Origin of the sequence: Pseudomonas sp. SG20056 (assembly GCF_031764535.1) — a bacterium.
Lineage (GTDB): Bacteria > Pseudomonadota > Gammaproteobacteria > Pseudomonadales > Pseudomonadaceae > Aquipseudomonas.
On the sequence record NZ_CP134499.1, the window covers coordinates 1,025,143 to 1,043,957 of the forward strand.

The following is an 18,815-nucleotide window of genomic DNA, read 5'->3' on the forward strand; positions in this document are numbered from 1 at the left end:
TGGCGGCTAGATGCCAGCATGGGACGGAGCCCATAAACCCATGAGCCTAAGTAGCCAGCGGGTAACCCAGCGATCTCTGCAAAGCCTGCTGCTGAAGCGTTTCGGCATGGCAGTGGCGACCTATGCACTGACTGGGCTGTTGTGCTGGATCAGCGTATTTGCCGGGCTGTTTCATGCCTCGCCTCTTACTGCGCTGACCATCACTGCCTTGGCCGCCGCTAGCCAGCTGGTGTTCCTCGTGCTGTTTCTGTCCCGCATCAACCTGCGATTTTCCGACCCCAGCCTGACTGAACCCCAGGTGCTGGTGGCGTTGGCCTGGCTGACGGTGCTGCTGTCACTGTTCAGCGAAGGGCGCGGCAGCATGCTGGTGATCTATCTGCTGATTCTGCTGTTCGGCGTGTTTCAGCTGCCGCCACGGGTCTTCGCCCGTTGCGCACTGTTTGCCTTCTTCGGCTTTGCCGGCTTGAACCTGTATGAAGCCTATACCTTGCAGTTGAGCGAACCGCGTGTAGCGCTTATGCAGGCGTGCGTGCTGGCGGTGGTACTGGTCTGGCTGTGTCTGTTTGCCAGTTACGCCCAGGCCATGCGTCAGCGTATGCGTCAACGGCGTTTTGCCCTGCAGGCGCATCAGGACACGCTGCGTGGCATGATGCGCCAGCTGGAAGACCTGGCCGCCACGGACGAGTTGACCGGCCTGTGCAACCGTCGGCACTTTCTGCGCCTGGCCAGCCGTGAGCTGGAAGGGCTGCGCAACGGGCGCCAGCATGGCCTGGCGTTGCTCGATCTGGATCATTTCAAGCGGATCAACGATATCCACGGCCACGCCGCCGGGGACCGCGTTCTGCAGACGTTCGCCGCCGTCGCCCGCGCCTGCCTGCGCGATGGTGATGTGGTAGCCCGCTACGGCGGTGAGGAATTTGTGTTGTTGTTACCCAATACCGAAGCCGATCAGTTCACCGCCTGCTGCGAGCGCCTGCGTGAGGCGTTCAGTCGCGCCGAGCCGCTGGGCGTGAAGGTGGCCAGCCTGAGCGTGTCCATCGGTATGACGTTGCTGACCGTGCACGATGATCTCGACGAAGCCCTGCAACGTGCCGATCAGGCGCTGTACCAGGCCAAACGCGACGGGCGTAACCGTTGCGCGGCGACCTGGGAGGATGTGGATGCCTGAGTTACGGGCCGCTGATCGCTGCCTTGAGGTCGCCCCCGCCAGTAACCTGCTGGACAGCCTGCTGGCTGCCGGCATCGCCGTGCCCTACAGCTGCCGCGCCGGCAGTTGTCATGCCTGCCTGGTGCGTTGCGTGGGCGGCGAGTTGCTCGATGGCAAACCGGAAGCCCTGGACGCTGCGCGGCGTGAGCAGGGTTGGCGCCTGGCTTGCCAGTGTCGGGTGATCGAGGACGTGAGCGTCGAGGTGTTCGACCCGCTGCGTGATGCGGCTCCAGCCGTTATCCACAGTTGCGATTGGCTCAGCAGCGATGTGCTGCGTCTGCGCCTGACCCCAGAGCGACCGCTGCGCTACAGCGCCGGCCAGCACCTGCAACTGTGGGCCGAGGACGGCATTGCCCGCCCCTATTCCCTTGCCAGCCTGCCGGGCGAAGACCCATGGCTGGAGTTTCACATCGATTGCCGTCAGGGCGGTGCCTTTGCCACGGCAGCGCGGGCGTTTCAGCCGGGTGGCAGCCTACGATTGGGCGAATTGCGCGGTGCGGCGCTGCACTATGACCCGGACTGGCAAGCCCGACCGCTCTGGCTGTTGGCCGCCGGCACCGGGCTGGCGCCGCTTTATGGTGTTTTGCGAGAAGCATTGCGCCAGGAACATCAGGGCGCTATTCGGCTTATTCACCTGGCCCATGATGCGTCCGCGCATTATCTGACTGAGCCCTTGCAGACGTTGGCGGCCCGCCATCCGCAGCTGCAGGTCGAGCTGCTCACCACGGCCGAGTTGACGGCTGCTTTGGCCGAACTACGCCTTGTGTCGCGGCAAACCATCGCCTTACTCTGCGGCCACCCCGACAGCGTCGAAACCTTTGCGCGCCGCCTGTATCTGGCGGGTGTACCGCGTAGCCAGGTTTTCGCTGACGTCTTTTTGCCCCACGCGCGCTAGCCGTTCAGGTTTTCAGCGCGCGGGTGGCCTGCCGTGAGGAGTGATGATGAGCGAGCATCTGCTGGTTGAGCGTGAACAAGGGTTGCTGACCTTGCGCATGCACCGCCCCGACAAGAAGAATGCCCTGACCCGCGCCATGTACAGCGGTATGGCCGAAGTGCTGGTGCAGGCCGATCAGGATAAAAGCGTGCGCGCTGTGCTGATCACCGGCAGCGAGAGCTGTTTTACCAGCGGCAATGATGTCGCCGACTTTATCAAGGCGCCGCCCACCGGGCTGAACAGCGAAGTGTTCCAGTTTATGCAGGCGCTGTTCGAGTTCAGCAAGCCAGTGGTGGCCGCCGTCAACGGCCCTGCGGTGGGTATCGGCACCACCATGCTGCTGCACTGCGACCTGGTGTATGTCAGCCGTGATGCCACGCTGAAGATGCCCTTCGTCAACCTTGGCCTGTGCCCCGAATACGGTTCCAGCCTGATTCTGCCGCGTTTGCTCGGCCACGCCCGCGCTGCCGAACTGCTGTTGCTCGGGCAGAGCTTTACCGGTGAGCAGGCTGCAACCTGGGGCATCGCCAATCAGGCGCTGGATAGCGGCGCGGCAACCCTGGGCAAGGCCCGGGAAATGGCGATGCGCTTTCAGCAGTTGGCTCCAGCTGCCGTGGCCGATAGCAAACGCCTGATGCGTGCGCCGGATCGTGAAGAGCTGCGCCGGGTGATTGAGGAAGAGGGCGCCTTATTCGGGCAGCGCCTACGCTCGCCGGAAGCCATCGAAGCGCTGACGGCCTTTATGCAGCGGCGCACGCCGGATTTCAGCAAGTTCGCCTGATGCCTTGAGGCAAACAAAAAGGCCGCTCAATTGAGCGGCCTTTTGCATTGCAGTGCAGCAGTTATACCAGCGCTTCACCGACATGCAGAAGCTTCATGGTGTTGGTGCCGCCGATGGTGTGGTAGCTGTCGCCCTTGGTCAGGATCACCCAATCACCGGCCTGCACCACGCCGCGCTTGAGCAACTCGTCCACCGCGGCCTGGCTGACTTCCGCCGGTTGCAAGGCGGCTGCGTCGAAAGGCACGGTGTAAACGCCGCGGAACATGGCCGCGCGGGCCTGGGTTTCGCGGTGCGGAGAGAAGGCGAAGATCGGCACCGAAGAACGGATGCGCGACATGATCAGCGGCGTGTAGCCACTTTCGGTGAGGGCGATGATCGCTTTCACGCCGGGGAAGTGGTTGGCCGTGTACATGGCCGCCAGGGCGATGCTTTCGTCGCAGCGCTCGAACTCGGTGCCCATGCGGTGGCTGGATTTTTTGCTGGTTGGGTGCTTTTCCGCGCCCAGGCAAATGCGCGCCATGGCCTGCACGGCTTCCAGCGGGTAGGCACCGGCGGCACTTTCCGCCGAGAGCATCACCGCGTCGGTGTAGTCGAGCACGGCGTTGGCCACGTCGGAGACTTCCGCGCGGGTCGGCATCGGATTCTGGATCATCGATTCCATCATCTGCGTGGCCGTGATCACCGCCTTGTTGTGGCGGCGGGCGTGCAGAATGATTTTCTTCTGGATGCCGCACAGCTCGGCGTCGCCGATCTCCACCCCCAGGTCACCACGGGCCACCATCACCGCATCACTGGCGCGGATCAGGCCGTCGAGGGTTTCGTCGTCGGCCACCGCTTCGGCGCGTTCGATCTTGGCCACCAGCCAGGCGGTGCCGCCGGCTTCGTCGCGCAGCTTGCGCGCGTAATGCATGTCGTCGGCATCGCGCGGGAAGGACACGGCCAGGTAGTCCAGCTCCATCTCGGCAGCCAGTTTAATATCGGCCTTGTCTTTCTCGGTCAGCGCCGGCGCAGTCAGGCCGCCGCCACGGCGGTTGATGCCTTTGTGGTCGGACAGCGGGCCGCCGATGATCACTTCGCAGTGCAGGGCATCTGCGGTGGCTTCCATCACGCGCATGACCACACGGCCGTCGTCTAGCAGCAGCTCGTCACCGACGCCGCAATCCTTGACCAGGTCCGGGTAGTCGATGCCGACGATGTCTTGTGTCCCGGCGGTGAGCGGGTGGCTGGTGGAGAAGGTGAAGCGGTCGCCGAGTTTGAGTTCGATGCGCTTGTTGGCGAATTTGGCGATACGGATCTTCGGGCCTTGCAGATCACCCAGTAGCGCTACGTGGCGGCCGTGTTTGGCCGCCAATTCACGCACCAGCTTGGCGCGGGCTTTGTGCTCATCGGGCGAACCGTGGGAGAAGTTCAGGCGGGCGACATCCAGGCCGGCGATGATCAGTTGTTCAAGCACCTCTGGACTGTTGCTAGCGGGGCCGAGGGTGGCGACGATTTTGGTGCGGCGAAAGGTCATGCACAGACTCCTGAGTGGCAGCTGCGCATGAGGCTACTATGCCGCAACCCTGTAGTCATTGTTCCTCTGTACTACCTTGGCCCACCTGCTAGCGATTAAGTGCCTGGTCCAGATGGCGGGCGGCCTTGGTGTTCAGGTCGCTATCGGGGAATTGCACCAGTAGACGGCGCAGGTAGGTGATGGCCTTGTCGCGGCTGGCCTGCGGGTTGTCTGGTGCCAGGTACATCAGGCCGAGTTGGTACAGGGCTTTTTCCTTGATGTCGGCGGGGATGCCGGGGTCGCTCAAGGCCAGCAGGTACAGCTCTTCGGCTTCACTGACGCGGTTTTTCAGTACGGCGCGGCGCGACAGCAGGGTCATGTCGGTATCGAGGCTGGGCTTGTACAGGTCAAGTTGCTGGTTGGGTTTCCAGTGTGCCAGCAGTTCGCGCGAGGTCTTGTGCACAGGTTCGTCTGCGCGCTCGCGGATCATCACAATCCGCGCCTCGGCCCGTTCGGCAGCCCGGCTGGATGGGAACTGGTTAAGCACCTGATAGAAATAGTTGAGCGCTTTATTGTCGTCGCGCTGGTCGTTGAAACGGTTCATATAGAGCAGGCCGATCTGGTACAGCGAGATGGCCCGCACCTCATCGCTGAGCTTCTCGTCACGGTAACCGGTGAGGTACAGCTGCTCGGCTTGTTCGCTTTTGGCGTCGCGGATGGCCTGGGCGCTGTAGGTCAGCAGGTCGCCTTCATCCTCAATGGCTGCGAGCATGCGGTTGTTCTTCAGGGTTTTGTATTCGACCACTTCGTTGGTGGTGATCTGCGCAATAAACAGCGGTGTGGTGGGCGAGCAGGCGCTCAACAGAGCGGTACACAGCAGCACTAACAGGCGAGGTGACGACGACATGACAGCTCCTGGGCGCAATGGCCGTTGCGCGCTAGTCTAGTCAGGCGAGCGGGCGGTGGCCAAGTGGCTGGCGGCATTACCCATCAGAGGATATGTTGCTGCAGAATTTTCCTGGGCAGTCGATACACTGCTCATCGGAGGAGAGGCTTATGCGCTTAGTGTTTATTGTTCTGCTGGTGCTGGGTGTAGCGGGGTGCAACCGTTACTCGTTTGATCACCACCTCAATAGTGCCTATGAGGCCTATGACCGTGGCGAGTGCGAAGCAGCGATCCTGTCGCTGTCCAAGGCCGAGCGCAACAGCCGTTCGCGGCGTTACATGCAGCCGGAAATCTCCCTGCTGCGCGGCCAGTGCCTGGAACGTCAGGCGCTGTTCGTTGATGCGATGCAGACCTATCAGTTCATCGTCACCAACTACCCGGCCAGCGAGTACGCCTATCGCGCCCGTGCACGCATGGATACTCTGCGCGAGCTGGGGCATGAAGGCGCTGGTGCGGCGGTCAAGGTCACCCCGGTCAAGCCCTGACCGTTGGTCGTCACAGGACAAAGAAGGGTCTACACGGCAGTAAGCTGAGTTTTTACGGGAGGGAATCCATGCGCGTCTTGTTGTGCCTGTTGCTATTGCCGGGGTTGGCGGCGGCGGAAATCTATCGCTGGACCGACGCCAATGGCCAGGTGCACTTCGGTCAGCGTCCAGCGGCGGCTGGAGCCGAAAAGGTCGAAGTCAAACCGCAGGTGGTCGAACGCGATCAGCTGACCCGTGAGCGCGAAGAGCGTACTAATCGTTTTTACGATGCACGCCGCGACGAGCAGGCGCAGGTTTCGGCTGTGGCTGCGGAAAAACAGGCCAAACGCGCCGAGGAATGTCACGAGCTGCGCAAAAAACTGGCCTCGATCCCTGAGGGGCGAAGCTATTACCGCACCGAGGCGGATGGTCAGCGCAGCTATTACAGCGATGAGCAGGTTGATACCGCCCGTCAGCAACTCCAGAGTCGGGTGTCTGAACGCTGTTCCTGAAACTGGTTTAAGCGCAGTAGTGGGGCCATACTCAATGGCCATCAATAGCGATTTGCCACTATGCAAAAGCATATTCAGCGCAGCATCGAACGCCATCAACTGCCCTACTACCTGAAGGTATTCAATCGCATCACCGACAAGCCCATGGGCTATATCGGTAATGTCTCATTGGACGGGTTGATGTTAATCAGTCAGCTACCCCTGTTAGTGGGCGCGCGTTTTGATATGCGTCTGAAAATTCCTGGGCACGATGCCCCGCACTACATCGACTTTTCGGCCACCTGCCAATGGTCCCGAGAGGATGTAACGCCCGGCAGTTATGACTCGGGTTTCGCCCTAGTCGCGCCCCCAGGTGATTACGTCGAGATGGTTGATGCCTTGCGGCATTACTTCAGTTTCCGGCCGATGCCCGCATCCGCTTAAATACGCGATTAGCCTGAAACGGCCTTCAGCGAATGAAAGGCAATAAAAAACCGCCCCGAGAGGCGGTTTTTTATTGCAGTACGGTTTAGGCGCTGACGGCTTGTTCCAACTGCAGCAACGCGTCGGAGCGCGATTGCACTTCGCGGTAGCGCTCGGCATCGCTGGCGAGCACTGCGCCCATGGCTGGGAAGATCTCGTTCAGCTTGCTGCGCCACTGCTCTGATTTGACCTGCGTGCCGAAGCAGCGCTGGATCAGATCAAGCATGATCGACACGGTGACCGAGGCACCTGGCGATGCGCCGAGCAGGGCAGCGATGGAGCCGTCCTGGGCAGCCACCAGTTCGGTACCGAACTGCAGGATGCCGCCGTTCTTCGCGTCCTTCTTGATGATCTGCACGCGTTGGCCAGCCATCTCCAGGCGCCAGTCTTCGGCTTTGGCCTCTGGATAGAAGCCGCGCAGGGTTTCCAGGCGCTGTTCTTCGGACTGCAGCACTTCCTTGACCAGATAGCGGGTCAGGTCGAAGTTGTCGCGCGCAACTGCCAGCATTGGACCGATGTTGTTCGGGCGTACCGACAGTGGCAGGTCGAGGAAGGAGCCGTGACGCAGGAACTTGGTCGAGAAGCCGGCGTAAGGACCGAACAGCAGCGAGGTTTTGCCATCCACTACGCGGGTGTCCAAGTGCGGTACCGACATTGGCGGCGAGCCGACTGCGGCCTGGCTGTAGACCTTGGCCTGGTGCTGTTTGACCACTTCCGGGTTGTCGCAACGCAGCCACTGGCCGCTGACCGGGAAGCCGCCAAAGCCCTTGCCTTCCGGAATGCCGGACATCTGCAGCAGCGGCAGTGCCGCGCCACCGGCGCCGAGGAAGACGAACTTGGCCTGAATCTCACGGCTGCTGCCGTTTTGCTGATCTTTGACGCTGACACGCCAGCCATCGGCATTGCGTTTGAGGCCGACAACCTTCTGGCTGCAGGTGACTTTGGCGTCTGCCTGCTGGCCGAGGTGGTCGAGCAGGTGCTTGGTCAGGGTGCCGAAGTTGACGTCAGTACCGGCCATTACGCGAGTGGCGGCAATCGGCTCGTTCGGGTCGCGACCCGGCAGCATCAGCGGCATCCACTCGGCCATGGTGGCACGGTCTTCGGTGTATTCCATCTCGGCGAAGGCGTGATGCGCGGTGAGTGCGTCAAAACGCTTCTTCAGGTAGTCGATACCTTTCTGGCCGCGAACGAAGCTCAGGTGCGGAACCGGGTTGATAAACGACTTGGGCGAGCCGAAGCGACCTTTCTCGACCAGGTAGGCCCAGAACTGCTTGGATTCTTCGAACTGGGTGTTGATGGTCACCGACTTCTTGATGTCGATCGAGCCGTCCGCCGATTCTGGCGTGTAGTTCAGCTCGCACAGGCCTGCGTGGCCGGTGCCCGCATTGTTCCAAGGGTTGGAGCTTTCAATCGCTCCTGACTCCATCATCTCGAGCACTTCCAGCTTGATCGCCGGGTCGAGCTCTTTGAGCAGTACGGCCAGGGTCGCACTCATGATGCCGGCACCAACCAGCACCACATCCATTGTTTCGTAATCGTTTTGCGCCATTACCACTTCTCCGCAAACCAGCACTCAATAGACGTTAGTCAGCTTATGTATGCACACAGCCAATCAGCAGTCGGCGAGACGCTCAGGGTTGAAGGAAGCAGGCTTCTGGGGGCAGATGCCAACCGCGAGATCGTTCATTTTCGCCACACTCTTGTGAAGTTTTCCAAACCGTTTTTTCACGCTCTTTTGGAGTCGTGAACCTCAAAACACGTCTGCCTGGGCCGACTTTTCCTCGACGTAAAGCGACCATTGCAGCAACTGCATGGCGTTTCACAGTGGGAAAAAGCGGCAGCCGGAAGGCAGCGCGAAGTGGGCGACTCTCTGGGGCGCGGCCGATGAATGGTGCATCAGCGTGACGGCAGGGCCCGAACAGGAGGCGTCCTTATAATCGGGGCGCGATTATAAGGGCAAAGCAGGAAAATTGATCGCCTGGCGTGACTTTTCTTCTTCCGCCGGTCAGGCCGCCAGCGTTTGGTGCGGGCGCAGGCATGGCGTGACCTGCACGGTTCTGACGCCAGCTGGCAGCGGGCGATTGAGCCAGCTCAGGCAGCTGTGTTGCACCTCAATCCAGCCGGAGCCTTGTGGCGCCTGGGCTGACTGGCGCAGGGCGCGGCAGGTGCCTTGCGCATCGACCAGGGCAAATGAGCGCATCGGGCGGCGTGGGGCGAGCAGGTTGCGCAGTGAGAACATGGCGGATCACTCACGAACAGAGAAGACTAAAGTCTTATGCCTGACGCGCATGACAAGGGCGTTACGGGAACCAGTGGCCGCGATAAACGTCTTAGGGGCTGTTGCCGTTTCATCGCGAGCCGCGTTGCCGCAGGAAATGGCAGCAGACCCTTTAAGCAGCGCTGTCAGGCATTTACCGCGCTGGTTATACTGCGCGCCACTTCTACCCCTTATTTATGGAGAGTTGAGCATGCTGCATCGTCTGCTGTTTGGTCTGGTGGCTGTTGCCAGCCTTACTCTGGTGGGTTGTGCCCACAGCCCGCAACAACTCAGCCCACAACCCAAACTCAATAGCCCACTGACCGCCGTTGGCCAGGGCCAGCCGGTGGTGGTACGGGTGGCCGATGGTCGTCCCTCGCCTGTACTGGGTACCCGTGGTGGCCTTTACCCGGAAACCAGTGCCATCAGCGTGACCGGCCAGGACATCCTGCCCAAGCTGCAGGCCCAGGCTGAAGCGGCTGTACGTCTGCTCGGCTTTACCCCAAGCGCCAACGCCTACAACGCGCCACAGCTAACCCTGACCCTGGCCGAACTGAAGTATCAGTCGCCGAAAGAAGGCCTGTACGTGACTGAAGCTGACATGACCGCGACTTTCCGCGTGGATGTGCAGAACAGCAGCCGGCGCTACAGCGGCCGTTACGGCGCGTCGCTGAACCAGCGCTTCGGTATGGCGCCGAATCAGGCGACCAATACCAAGCTGATCAGCGATGTGTTGAGCGATGCCCTGACTCGCGCCTTCAAGGATCCGACCATCGGCCAGATGCTCGCGCAATAACTCTTGCTGCGGTAATGAAAAAGCCCGGACTCTTCCGGGCTTTTTTACGTCTGTATCTTGCGGCCTGCGGCGATGTCCCTGGCTTTAGGCGGCCTCGCTGTAAAACTCCGGCATGCTCATGCCGGTCAGCGCATCGACATCTGGCAGGGCGTAATGCTCATGGCCGCCCATGGCGCAGTAGACCAGCCAGTGGTCGTCCTGCACATTGAAAGACAGTCCGTCGATGACGGCTTCCACGTCATCCAGTGAATCGATCAGGTAGTCACGGTCTTGCGGTTGCGCGTGCAGCATGGTGCGTTCCTCCATGGATGTTTAAGACCTGTCACCGTGCTTGAAGCCTTTTGGGCTAGGGCGTTGGGACGAGTGTTAGACCATAGCTCAGGCAGATGACAGTGTTTAGACCGCTTGGTCATAGCGACTGCGATTCGTCGGAATCGAACCGCGAGTGCGGCAACCTTCGGTAGACTCCGCGGCCGTATTTGGACTGCCCGATGCTGCATCGGGTGTGTTGCTAATCAGGCGTGACGTTGACCGCATGCCTTATAGACGTAGTCGAGGTTGAGCATGTCGTTGCAAGCGCTCTGGTTGCTGATTGAAGGTCAGCCTGGGCAGTGGCTGAATGGGCTGGCGCTGTTTTTCGCCCTGGCGGGTGCCTGGTTACTCCTGGCTACCCGTTTGCGCGAACAGCGTGCGCAGGCCCGCTTGCTGGCGGGCAATCAGTTGAATGAACTGGCGGATGAGGCTTTTGCCTGCGATGAGCCGACACTGCGCCTGAACCAGTTTTTCTACCGCTTTGGTTATGCCTGCCTGGCGTCGTCACTGCTGCTGTCCTGGCTTAGCACACAGCTGTAACCTGGTTTCTCAGGCAATAAAAACGGCAGCCATTGGCTGCCGTTTTTTCTGGCTGCGATTTGCCTACAGCGGCAGGCCAGCCTTGATCCGATACTGGTTACGCACCGGATTGGCGTATTGCAGGATCAGGTAGGGCTGCTGCTCGCTCGGGCAGTTGGCCAGGCGCCGCTGCCATTCGTTCTTGGCGGCGCTGAGCTCAGCGGCTGGGAATAACTCGGCAGCGTTGGGCACGGCTAGCTCCGGGTCGCGGTCAGCCCACATGGCATAGGCCAGGTAATGCACGGGAAACAGCCGGTAGCCGCTGAGAATCTGCCGGTCCATTTCCGCAGCCAGCAGTTTGCTGTCTTCCAGGCCCTGGCTGACTGGCGCTCCGAAGTGCACATGCACGCGGCCTTTATAGCCGGTGATACCGAGGGCGATGCTCTGATCATCCTCGCCTGCCACCTTGGTGTAGCTGCCAGTGTTGGCGCGGATAAACAACTCGCGGGCCTTGGCCTGGTCGCAGGGGTCGTACTCGTAGCTGATCGACACCGGGGTCAGGCGCAGGGCATTGATCACCTCGGCGAATGGCTCACCCTTGCGGCTCATATGGAACATCTTGAGGATCGCCGAATCGGTGCGGTCATCACCATCCTTGGCGCGGCCTTCGGCCTGGGCGATCCAGATTGATTCGCCGTCGTTGCGGATCGAGTGATTGATATAGGCCGACAGCAGCTGATAGGCCGCCAGCTTCTCGCGCCGTCCGCTGATCGAACGGTGCACGATAAAACTCTTGTTTAGGCGCATCAGGTCGCTGACAAAGGGCTTCTGCAGCAGGTTGTCGCCGATGGCAATACGCGGCGTTGGCAGGCCGGCGTGGTACACCGCGTAGTTGACGAACGCCGGGTCCATGACGATATCGCGGTGGTTGGCCAGGAACAGATAGGCGTTGCCGGCTTGCAAGTGTTCGATGCCGGAATAGCTCACGCCATCGGTGGCCTGCTCAATGGTGCGGTCGACATAACTCTCGATGCGCGTCTGCAATTGTGCCACCGAGCTCACGTCACGAAACTCAAGACGCAGGCGATAGGCTATAAGTGGTTTAAGCAACCAGCCTAAAGGTGCCGCAAGGCGCGGGAAGCGGAACTGGGTGAGGATGCCAAGAAACGCATCATCGGCCAGCAGGCGCGCCAGCACGGCAGGGACTTCGGCGTCGGCGTAAGGTCGGATGGCATCGAATTCGCCCATCATGCTCTCTTGTTGTGGTTGGCTGTGGAGATGCTCATTGCACCGGTCGTCGCGCGTGGTATGGATAGTGCGCGACTGCAGGGCCAGCTATAGACCGGCGATTATAACGCCAAGTCACAAGGAGACAGCGATGCTGGAAAGCCAGGACTACCAATGCCCCTACTGTGGCGAGCAGGTAGAGGCGCTGCTCGACCTTTCTGCTGGCGATCAGCAGTACATCGAAGACTGTCCGGTGTGTTGCCGGCCCATCGTGTTTTCGCTGCAGACCGACGGTGAGGACTGGAGCCTGGACGTGCGCGGGGAGAATGACTGATGCAGCGAATCTACGAGCCGCAGGACCTGATGGAGGGCGAGTTGCTGCTGGCTATGCTGGCCAGTGAGGGCATCGAAGCCTATCTCACTGGGCGGCATCTGGCTGGCGCTGTGGGTGAGTTACCGGCCTGCGGTTTGCTCGGGGTGATGGTTGAGGATGACCAGGCGCACAGCGCACAACAACTGATCGCCGCGTACAATGCCGCGCTGCCGCTGCCCGGCGATGAGCCGGATAGTTTCCAAGGTACGTTGCTCTGCTAAGAGCCTTACGGTCTGCTTTGCGTCGTCCCTGCTGTCTTTATTTCGACTGTTATCGAGTTTTCCATGTGTGGACGTTATGCCCTGTTCCGTTGGACGCCTGCATTTGCGGCGATTCCCGGTTTTCCCGCTGATCAGTTGCCGCACTGGAGCATTTCCCCCAATAGCCAGGTGTTGCTGCTGCGCAACGTCGAGGGTGAGCGCCAGTTGACGCGCGCGCGTTGGGGCCTGACGCCGCCCTGGTTGACTGATCTGACCAAGACCCCGGCCCAGGCACGTGCAGAGACCCTGGTCGAGCAGCCGATGTTTCGCGAGGCGTTTCGCCTGCGTCGCGGCCTGCTCCCGGCCAACGGTTTTTACGAGTGGCGCGGCACGGCGCGCAAGCGTCCGTACTGGCTCACTGGCGAGAGCACACCGTTGTATTTCGCTGCTTTGTGGGAAGCCTATCCGGTTGAAGGTTGCGTCTACCTGAGCGCGGCAGTGGTGACTCAGGCGGCGGCCAGTCAGCGGCGGCCACTGATCCTCGATGACGCCGGGCAGGCCGCCTGGTTGGCTGCCGATACCCCGATGGCCGATTTGCAGGCTTTATTGGCGAGTGCGCAACCGGCGCTGCGCGAGCGGGTGCTGGCGAATCTGATCAATGATCCCAAGCTCGATGCGCCTGAGTGCCTGACGCCGGCCTAGGCCATTATCAGGGCGCAAAAAAGGGCGGACTGCATGGCAGTCCGCCCTTTTTGTTGCAGCTAGATCAGACTTTGAACTGGTTGATCAGGCGGCGTTGCTGTTCGGCCAGCTTGGTCAGCTCTGCACTGGCCTGGCTGGCCTCGTCGGCACCGCCGGCCACTTCATTGGCCACCTGGCCGATATTGGTGACGTTGCGGTTGATGTCTTCGGCCACCGCGCTCTGTTCCTCGGCGGCGCTGGCGATCTGCGTGTTCATGTCGTTGATCACCGAGACCGCCTGGGTGATCGATTCCAGCGCTTCGGCGGCCTGACTGGCTTGTTGCACGCTGATTTCGGTCTTGCTCTGGCTGTCTTCCATGACCGTGACCACATCGCGGGTGCCCTGTTGCAGTTGCTGGATCATGGTCTGGATTTCTTCGGTAGCCTTCTGGGTTTTCTGCGCCAGGTTGCGCACCTCGTCGGCCACCACGGCAAAGCCACGACCTTGTTCGCCCGCGCGGGCCGCCTCGATGGCCGCGTTGAGTGCGAGCAGGTTGGTTTGCTCGGCAATCCCGCGGATAGCCACCAGGATGGCGGTGATGTTCTCGCTGTCCTTGGCCAGCGTTTGCACCACAGTGACTGCGCGGCCGATTTCCTGCGCCAGGGCGGCAATTGCGTCGGCCGTGTGTTGCACTGTCTGCTTGCCCTGATTGGCGGCGCGGTCCGCGTGATTGGCTGCTTCGGCCGCATGGGTGGCGTTGCGCGCCACGTCCTGGGCGGTGGCGGTCATTTCATGCACGGCAGTGGCGACCAGTTCGATCTCCGCCAGCTGCTTCTGCACGCCGGTGTTGGTGCGGATGGCGATGTCGGCGGTGTGTTCGGAGGAGTCACTGACTTTCTGTACCGAGCTGACCACCTGGGTAATCATGCTTTGCAGCTTGCCGAGGAAGGTATTGAAGCCCTTGGCAATATCACCCAGTTCATCACTGCGGTTTACTTCCAGGCGGCAGGTCAAGTCGCCGTCGCCCTGGGCGATATCGTCGAGCATGGTCACCATCTGCCGCAGCGGGCGGGCGATACCGTAGCCGACAAACCAGATCACCAGCATGCCAATGCCGGCCACCAGTAGGCCCACCAGAGCCATACCCAGGGTGTCAGCCTCGGCTTGCTCAGTAAGTCCGGTTTGCAGCTCATTCAGGTCTGCGAATACCGCACTGGTCGGCAGTACGATGGCCAGGGTCCAGCGTGTTGATGTACCGGCAACCTGGAACGGCAGCAGCAGCTGGAGTAGTTGGCGCTCTTCGTCGAGTTTGTTGATCGTCTGGTCGTTGCTGCTCTGCTTGAGCTGACTCAGCAGCTCGACATCAATGGCCTCGCTCGCCGGCTGGCCAATCAATGCTGCGTCCTGAGTGGCGGCGATCAGGGTGCCGTTGGAGGCAATCAGGGCCAGTTCCCCTGCGCCGTCATACAGCTCGGCTTTGGCAGTTGTGAGCAGTTCTTGAATAAAGTCCAAGGCCAGATCATTGCCGGCAATGCCGCGGAACTGGCCATTGACCATGATCGGCGCGTTGAAGGCGGCGACCAGTACCTGCTTGCCGCCAAAGTCGTAGGAGGCCGGGTCAATCACGCAGGGCTTGCCGGTTTCCTTAGGGCACAGGTAATACTCGCCGGTGCGCACGCCGGTGGGTTGAACTTCCTCGCTTTCCATCTGCTCCACAGTCAGGGCGTCGAGCTTCAGTTGGTCGCCATCCCGGTACCACCACGGCATAAAGCGACCGGTATGGTCGTAGCCGCTTTCCTTCTGATTAACGTAAAGGTCGTCGTCCTGGTCGAAAGCGTTGGGCTCCCAGCCGATGTAGAGGTCAAGTAATTCCGGGTTAGCCTTGAGGTAAACACCGACCAGATTGCTCAACTCTTCTCGGGTCAGGCTGATACCGGCGCTGCCATCTGTGCTGCCCATCTGGCTGTTGAGGGTGGCGAGGGATTTGGCGACGGTCATAGGGTGTTCAAACTGGCGCTGCAGCTGGCCGACCTGAGCTTTGGCCAGAGCGTTGAGGCGTTGGTCGATCACATCCTCTAATAGGCCTTGAGTGCGTTCTTGCACTTGGGTCTGGGTGCGCGCTCCTGCGAATAGGGCGTAGAGCACCAGGGCGACGACTACTGCCAGGATGCTGGCCCCCGCCATAAGTGCTACGGAGGACTGGATCGACTTGAATCGCATAGGGACTCCTCAACGTGTCAGTTGCGCCTGTCCCTAGCTTATCGGCAGCGTAGCTTCAAAGCATTAGCTCGCCGCTGTATCTAGCAAAGAGCCTGAGGGGCCATAGTGCAAGTCGTGCGGGTTGTTTTGCCCTGGTGCACGGCCTAGCATACGGTCCCTGTCGTGAAGGAGAACTGACATGAATACCCCATTTCGTCTGGCCAGTCTGGCGCTCTGCAGCCTGCTGACGGCTTGCCAGGCTGTGAACACCACCAGTGGCGGCGCCGTAGGTGTTGAGCGCAAGCAATATATGTTCAGCATGCTCTCGACCCAAGAGGTCAATCAGATGTATGCGCAGTCTTACCAGCAGACCCTCGGCGAGGCGTCCAGCAAGGGCGTGTTGGATAAAACCAGCAATAACGCCAAACGCCTGCGCACCATTGCCGATCGCTTGATCAAGCATGCTCCGTTGTTCCGTCCGGATGCGGCGCAGTGGCAATGGGAGGTCAACCTGATCAAGAGCCCTGAGCTGAACGCCAACTGCGGCCCAGGCGGCAAGATCATTTTCTATAGCGGTATTATCGAGAAGCTCAAACTCACCGACGATGAGATCGCCGCAATCATGGGCCACGAGATGGCCCACGCCCTGCGCGAGCACAGCCGTGAGGCGATGTCCAAGGCCTATGGTGTCGAGATGGCCAAACAGGGTGCAGGTGCCTTGCTCGGTCTGGGCTCCGACAGTTTGGCCTTGGCCGATGCGGCCGTGCAGTACGGCATGATGCTGCCAAACAGTCGCGGCAATGAGAACGAAGCCGATCTGATCGGCCTGGAACTGGCAGCCCGTGGTGGCTACAACCCCAATGCTGCGGTCAGTCTGTGGCAGAAAATGGCCGCAGCCAGCGAAGGTGCTCCGCCTGAGTTCATGAGCACGCACCCCTCGTCGAGCAGCCGAATCGCTTCTCTGCAGGCAGCGATTCCCAAGGTGATGCCGTTGTATGAGCAAGCGCGCTAAAACGCGGTAAATAAAAAGCCCCCGATTGGGGGCTTTTTATTGGGTGTTATTTGTTCAGGGTAATGCCTTGGCGGCAAAGGGTTGGGTGGCCAGGCCCAGTTGTGAGCGGAAGCTTTCCATGTCGAACATGGTGCAGATTTCCTGAATCTCATTGCTCGGGGTGATGGTCCAGAAGGCCATGGCTGAAATGCTCAGCACTTTGTCGCTGGGCGGGTAGCCGAGTGCAGGTTTCTGGATGGTGCCGATCAGGGTGCTCCAGGTAACGACTTTGTTGCCCTCGGCGATGCATTCCTCGATCACCACCTGCAGATCCGGCATGGCATGGCGGATGTCCTGCACCATCTGGGCAAAGGCGGGACTGGTCAGTGGTCGGCCGATAAACGAACTCTTGTAGAGAAAGTCTTTGCTGTGCAGTTGTTCTGCTAGCGCGGTACGGCCTTTGTTCCACGACAGGTCGATATGATGGCGTACCAGTCTTTTCCGATCATCCAGTGACATAAGTGTCTCCCTGACGGCTGAGTGGGCAGGATGTTGCGCACTGTAGCAGCCGTCTGGAAACTGGGGTATTGGCCGAAACGCCAGAGCCCTGGCGTCAACTTGATGTCAAATTAGCCCGCTGAACTTCAGTGCTTGATACCCCGCATAGGCGGCCAGCGCTGCAAAGGCGCAGGCGGCCAAGCGGCGAATCAGGGTCAGTGGCAGGCGTTCGGCGGCAAAGTTGCCCGCCAGAACTACCGGCACGTTGGCGATCAGCATGCCCAGTGTGGTGCCGATGACCACCAGAATGAAGTGCGGATATTGCGCGGCCAGCATCACCGTGGCGATCTGGGTCTTGTCGCCCATCTCCGCGAGAAAAAAGGCAATCAGGGTGGTCAGGAATGGGCCGTAACGCTTGAGCTTGGAGTCTTCATCGTCATCCAGCTTGTCCGGGATCAGCGTCCACAGCGCTACGGCAACAAAGCTGGCGGCAAGAATCCAGCTAAGCGTGGTGGGGGAGAAGAAGCTGGCAACCCAGTTGCCGATGGCGCCTGCGGCGAAATGATTGGCCAGGGTGGCGACCACAATGCCCCAGATGATCGGCCAGGGTTTGCGAAAACGCGCGGCCAGCAGCAGTGCGAGCAGCTGCGTCTTGTCGCCGATTTCGGCCAAGGCAACGATAAAGGTGGGGACAAACAGGGATTCGAGCATCAGGCTTTCCTAAAGGGGCGGGTCGACACGGCTATGACACGTACAGCCTTCCCGCCCCGGGTAAGGTGTGCGTGTCATAGGTCTTGTCAAACCGCCGGCCCCTCTGAGTGGGCCTTGGGTCGCACGCGCCATGCTCTGCTGAGCAAGTATGTTGACGCGTGCCGGGCGAGCTGGCGCTCGCGGGAGACTACTCCCCTAGGACGCGCGCATTCTGCCCGCGCATCCGTGATAGGGCAAGCCCCGTTTAGCTTTTGCTGGCGCGGTAGATGCGAAAGCCCTTGGCGTCGGCCAGGGTCTTGCAGGGGCCTAGGTGTTGCTCGATCAGCGGTGGGTATTTGAGAAAGCTGTTGGCGACCAGGCGCAATTCGCCTTTGCTGGCCAGGTGCTGGCTGGCCTGCTGTAGCAGATGCTCGGTGGCCTGGTAGTGGGTGTGCACGCCTTGGTGAAAGGGCGGGTTGCTGAGGATTGCACTCAATCCCGTGGGAGCGGCATCGATACCATCACCATTGATGACATTGGCTTCAAGACCATTTGTGGCCAGGGTCAGGCGGCTGCTTTCGACGGCAAACGCATCGACATCCAGTAGGGTGATCTGGCTGTCCGGATAGCGGCGCTTCAGCGCCGCGCCGAGTACGCCGGCTCCACAGCCGAAATCCAGGATATGCCCGCTTGGCAGGCCATCGAGGTGTTCGAGCAGTAGCGCACTGCCTACGTCCAGGCGACCATGGCTGAATACGCCCGGCAGGCTAAGCACCTGCAGCGGTCCGTCGGTCAGGGCCAGTTCGTAGCGTTGTGCCAGGCTGTGTAGATCCGGCGCGGCGGGTGCGTACTCAACCCGTACTTGCCAGAGCTGGCAGTGCCGCGCGCTGTCGAGCTTGCGTGTTTGACCGAAGTTCGCCAGCTGCTTGGCGGCGCGCTCAATGCCGGCACGTTTTTCACCGACCAGAAACAGTTCGCGGCCATTCAGGCGCGCCGCCAGGGCATTGAGCAGGTATTCGGTGAGCTCGCGGGACTTCGGCAGAAACAGCACGGCTGCCTGGAAGTCGCGTTCTCCAGGTTGAGTGCCAAAGTGACAGCGAGTGCTGAAGCGGGCGTCCAGCAGTGCGTGCTCGCCGGCATGCCAGCTCCAGCCGTGGGCTTCAGGGAGTTGGCCAAGCAGATCATCTGCTGGTAAACCGGCAAGCAGCAGCGGGCCGTTGAATAGATCAGCCTGGCGTAGCAGTACTTCGCTTCGCGGGTCCATAAGCGCTCC

Annotated in this window: 22 protein-coding genes, 1 pseudogene and 1 riboswitch; of the genes and pseudogenes, 12 read left to right on the plus strand and 11 right to left on the minus strand. The window is 60.7% G+C overall.

The window, feature by feature from the left end; translation table 11 throughout:
* The first annotated feature begins 40 nt into the window (after window positions 1-40).
* From RHP75_RS04925 to RHP75_RS04935, 3 genes are read left to right on the plus strand one after another with little or no spacing between them, the layout of a single operon-like run.
* Window positions 41-1,168: a GGDEF domain-containing protein gene (locus RHP75_RS04925; protein ID WP_311090708.1), complete on the plus strand. Its 1,128-nt coding sequence runs from the start codon at window positions 41-43 to the stop codon at window positions 1,166-1,168.
* Window positions 1,161-2,102: an iron-sulfur-binding ferredoxin reductase gene (locus RHP75_RS04930; protein WP_311090709.1), complete on the plus strand. Its 942-nt coding sequence runs from the start codon at window positions 1,161-1,163 to the stop codon at window positions 2,100-2,102. Before RHP75_RS04925 ends, RHP75_RS04930 begins: the two co-directional genes overlap by 8 nt.
* Window positions 2,103-2,148: 46 nt before the next feature.
* The gene (locus RHP75_RS04935) at window positions 2,149-2,922 is read left to right on the plus strand and encodes an enoyl-CoA hydratase (RefSeq protein WP_311090710.1); all 774 of its coding nucleotides are present in this window, start codon (window positions 2,149-2,151) and stop codon (window positions 2,920-2,922) included.
* A gap of 61 nt (window positions 2,923-2,983) precedes the next feature.
* On the opposite strand, the gene pyk is transcribed toward RHP75_RS04935, so the two are convergent.
* On the minus strand, window positions 2,984-4,435 hold the full coding sequence (gene pyk / locus RHP75_RS04940; protein ID WP_170049100.1) for a pyruvate kinase: 1,452 nt from the start codon (window positions 4,433-4,435) through the stop codon (window positions 2,984-2,986).
* An 88-nt stretch (window positions 4,436-4,523) separates the two neighbouring features.
* The gene (locus RHP75_RS04945; RefSeq protein WP_311090711.1) at window positions 4,524-5,321 is read right to left on the minus strand and encodes a tetratricopeptide repeat protein; all 798 of its coding nucleotides are present in this window, start codon (window positions 5,319-5,321) and stop codon (window positions 4,524-4,526) included.
* Window positions 5,322-5,470: 149 nt separating this feature from the next.
* Between RHP75_RS04945 and RHP75_RS04950 the strand changes: the two genes are divergently transcribed.
* From RHP75_RS04950 to RHP75_RS04960, 3 genes are all read left to right on the plus strand, one after another.
* The gene (locus RHP75_RS04950; protein WP_160088748.1) at window positions 5,471-5,845 is read left to right on the plus strand and encodes a tetratricopeptide repeat protein; all 375 of its coding nucleotides are present in this window, start codon (window positions 5,471-5,473) and stop codon (window positions 5,843-5,845) included.
* Window positions 5,846-5,913: 68 nt separating this feature from the next.
* Complete coding sequence (locus RHP75_RS04955; protein WP_160088746.1) at window positions 5,914-6,336, plus strand: DUF4124 domain-containing protein; 423 nt, start codon at window positions 5,914-5,916, stop codon at window positions 6,334-6,336.
* Window positions 6,337-6,396: 60 nt separating this feature from the next.
* A complete protein-coding gene (locus RHP75_RS04960; protein ID WP_090255242.1) occupies window positions 6,397-6,759 on the plus strand; it encodes a PilZ domain-containing protein in 363 nt (120 codons plus the stop codon).
* Window positions 6,760-6,844: 85 nt separating this feature from the next.
* Here RHP75_RS04960 and mqo read toward each other — a convergent pair whose 3' ends face one another.
* Together mqo and RHP75_RS04970 are read right to left on the minus strand one after the other, a co-directional pair.
* The gene (mqo, locus tag RHP75_RS04965; RefSeq protein ID WP_311090712.1) at window positions 6,845-8,347 is read right to left on the minus strand and encodes a malate dehydrogenase (quinone); all 1,503 of its coding nucleotides are present in this window, start codon (window positions 8,345-8,347) and stop codon (window positions 6,845-6,847) included.
* A 456-nt stretch (window positions 8,348-8,803) separates the two neighbouring features.
* Window positions 8,804-9,037, minus strand: coding sequence for a hypothetical protein (locus tag RHP75_RS04970; protein ID WP_311090713.1), 234 nt, complete (start codon window positions 9,035-9,037; stop codon window positions 8,804-8,806).
* Between the two features lie 229 nt (window positions 9,038-9,266).
* Here RHP75_RS04970 and RHP75_RS04975 point away from each other — a divergent pair, with 229 nt between their 5' ends.
* Window positions 9,267-9,851, plus strand: a complete 585-nt coding sequence (locus tag RHP75_RS04975; RefSeq protein WP_090375928.1) for a YajG family lipoprotein — start codon at window positions 9,267-9,269, stop codon at window positions 9,849-9,851.
* A gap of 84 nt (window positions 9,852-9,935) precedes the next feature.
* Here the strand turns inward: RHP75_RS04975 and RHP75_RS04980 are convergent, their stop codons facing one another.
* Complete coding sequence (locus RHP75_RS04980) at window positions 9,936-10,142, minus strand: hypothetical protein (protein WP_311090714.1); 207 nt, start codon at window positions 10,140-10,142, stop codon at window positions 9,936-9,938.
* Window positions 10,143-10,415: 273 nt separating this feature from the next.
* Here RHP75_RS04980 and RHP75_RS04985 point away from each other — a divergent pair, with 273 nt between their 5' ends.
* Window positions 10,416-10,703: a hypothetical protein gene (locus tag RHP75_RS04985; protein ID WP_311090715.1), complete on the plus strand. Its 288-nt coding sequence runs from the start codon at window positions 10,416-10,418 to the stop codon at window positions 10,701-10,703.
* A gap of 63 nt (window positions 10,704-10,766) precedes the next feature.
* Here RHP75_RS04985 and RHP75_RS04990 read toward each other — a convergent pair whose 3' ends face one another.
* Entirely contained in the window at window positions 10,767-11,933 is a 1,167-nt protein-coding gene (locus RHP75_RS04990; RefSeq protein ID WP_311090716.1) for a 1-acyl-sn-glycerol-3-phosphate acyltransferase, read from the minus strand.
* A gap of 127 nt (window positions 11,934-12,060) precedes the next feature.
* On the opposite strand from RHP75_RS04990, the gene RHP75_RS04995 reads away from it, so the two are divergent.
* The 3 genes from RHP75_RS04995 to RHP75_RS05005 all read left to right on the plus strand — a co-directional run bounded on the left by RHP75_RS04995 (window position 12,061) and on the right by RHP75_RS05005 (window position 13,184).
* Window positions 12,061-12,243 (plus strand): CPXCG motif-containing cysteine-rich protein, encoded by a 183-nt coding sequence (locus tag RHP75_RS04995; RefSeq protein ID WP_090375916.1) that lies wholly within the window; start codon window positions 12,061-12,063, stop codon window positions 12,241-12,243.
* On the plus strand, window positions 12,243-12,503 hold the full coding sequence (locus tag RHP75_RS05000; RefSeq protein WP_311090717.1) for a putative signal transducing protein: 261 nt from the start codon (window positions 12,243-12,245) through the stop codon (window positions 12,501-12,503). The genes RHP75_RS04995 and RHP75_RS05000 overlap by 1 nt, the downstream gene beginning before the upstream one ends.
* 63 nt (window positions 12,504-12,566) lie before the next feature.
* A complete protein-coding gene (locus RHP75_RS05005; protein ID WP_311090718.1) occupies window positions 12,567-13,184 on the plus strand; it encodes an SOS response-associated peptidase in 618 nt (205 codons plus the stop codon).
* 64 nt (window positions 13,185-13,248) lie between these two features.
* Here the strand turns inward: RHP75_RS05005 and RHP75_RS21185 are convergent, their stop codons facing one another.
* Together RHP75_RS21185 and RHP75_RS21190 are read right to left on the minus strand one after the other, a co-directional pair.
* On the minus strand, window positions 13,249-14,091 hold the full coding sequence (locus RHP75_RS21185) for a methyl-accepting chemotaxis protein (protein ID WP_409079724.1): 843 nt from the start codon (window positions 14,089-14,091) through the stop codon (window positions 13,249-13,251).
* Between the two features lie 63 nt (window positions 14,092-14,154).
* Window positions 14,155-15,384, minus strand: a pseudogene (locus tag RHP75_RS21190) (methyl-accepting chemotaxis protein); the annotation flags it as partial.
* 178 nt (window positions 15,385-15,562) lie between these two features.
* Between RHP75_RS21190 and RHP75_RS05015 the strand changes: the two are divergent.
* Window positions 15,563-16,375: a M48 family metallopeptidase gene (locus RHP75_RS05015; RefSeq protein WP_311090720.1), complete on the plus strand. Its 813-nt coding sequence runs from the start codon at window positions 15,563-15,565 to the stop codon at window positions 16,373-16,375.
* Between the two features lie 54 nt (window positions 16,376-16,429).
* On the opposite strand, the gene RHP75_RS05020 is transcribed toward RHP75_RS05015, so the two are convergent.
* The 3 genes from RHP75_RS05020 to RHP75_RS05030 form a co-directional block, all read right to left on the minus strand.
* Window positions 16,430-16,873, minus strand: a complete 444-nt coding sequence (locus tag RHP75_RS05020; protein ID WP_311090721.1) for a ketosteroid isomerase-related protein — start codon at window positions 16,871-16,873, stop codon at window positions 16,430-16,432.
* Between the two features lie 105 nt (window positions 16,874-16,978).
* Window positions 16,979-17,563 carry a TMEM165/GDT1 family protein gene (locus tag RHP75_RS05025; RefSeq protein WP_311090722.1) on the minus strand — a complete coding sequence of 195 codons (585 nt, stop codon included), beginning with the start codon at window positions 17,561-17,563 and terminating at the stop codon, window positions 16,979-16,981.
* A gap of 72 nt (window positions 17,564-17,635) precedes the next feature.
* A riboswitch (yybP-ykoY riboswitch) is annotated at window positions 17,636-17,771 on the minus strand.
* 36 nt (window positions 17,772-17,807) lie between these two features.
* On the minus strand, window positions 17,808-18,806 hold the full coding sequence (locus RHP75_RS05030) for a class I SAM-dependent methyltransferase (RefSeq protein ID WP_311090723.1): 999 nt from the start codon (window positions 18,804-18,806) through the stop codon (window positions 17,808-17,810).
* Window positions 18,807-18,815 lie beyond the last annotated feature (9 nt).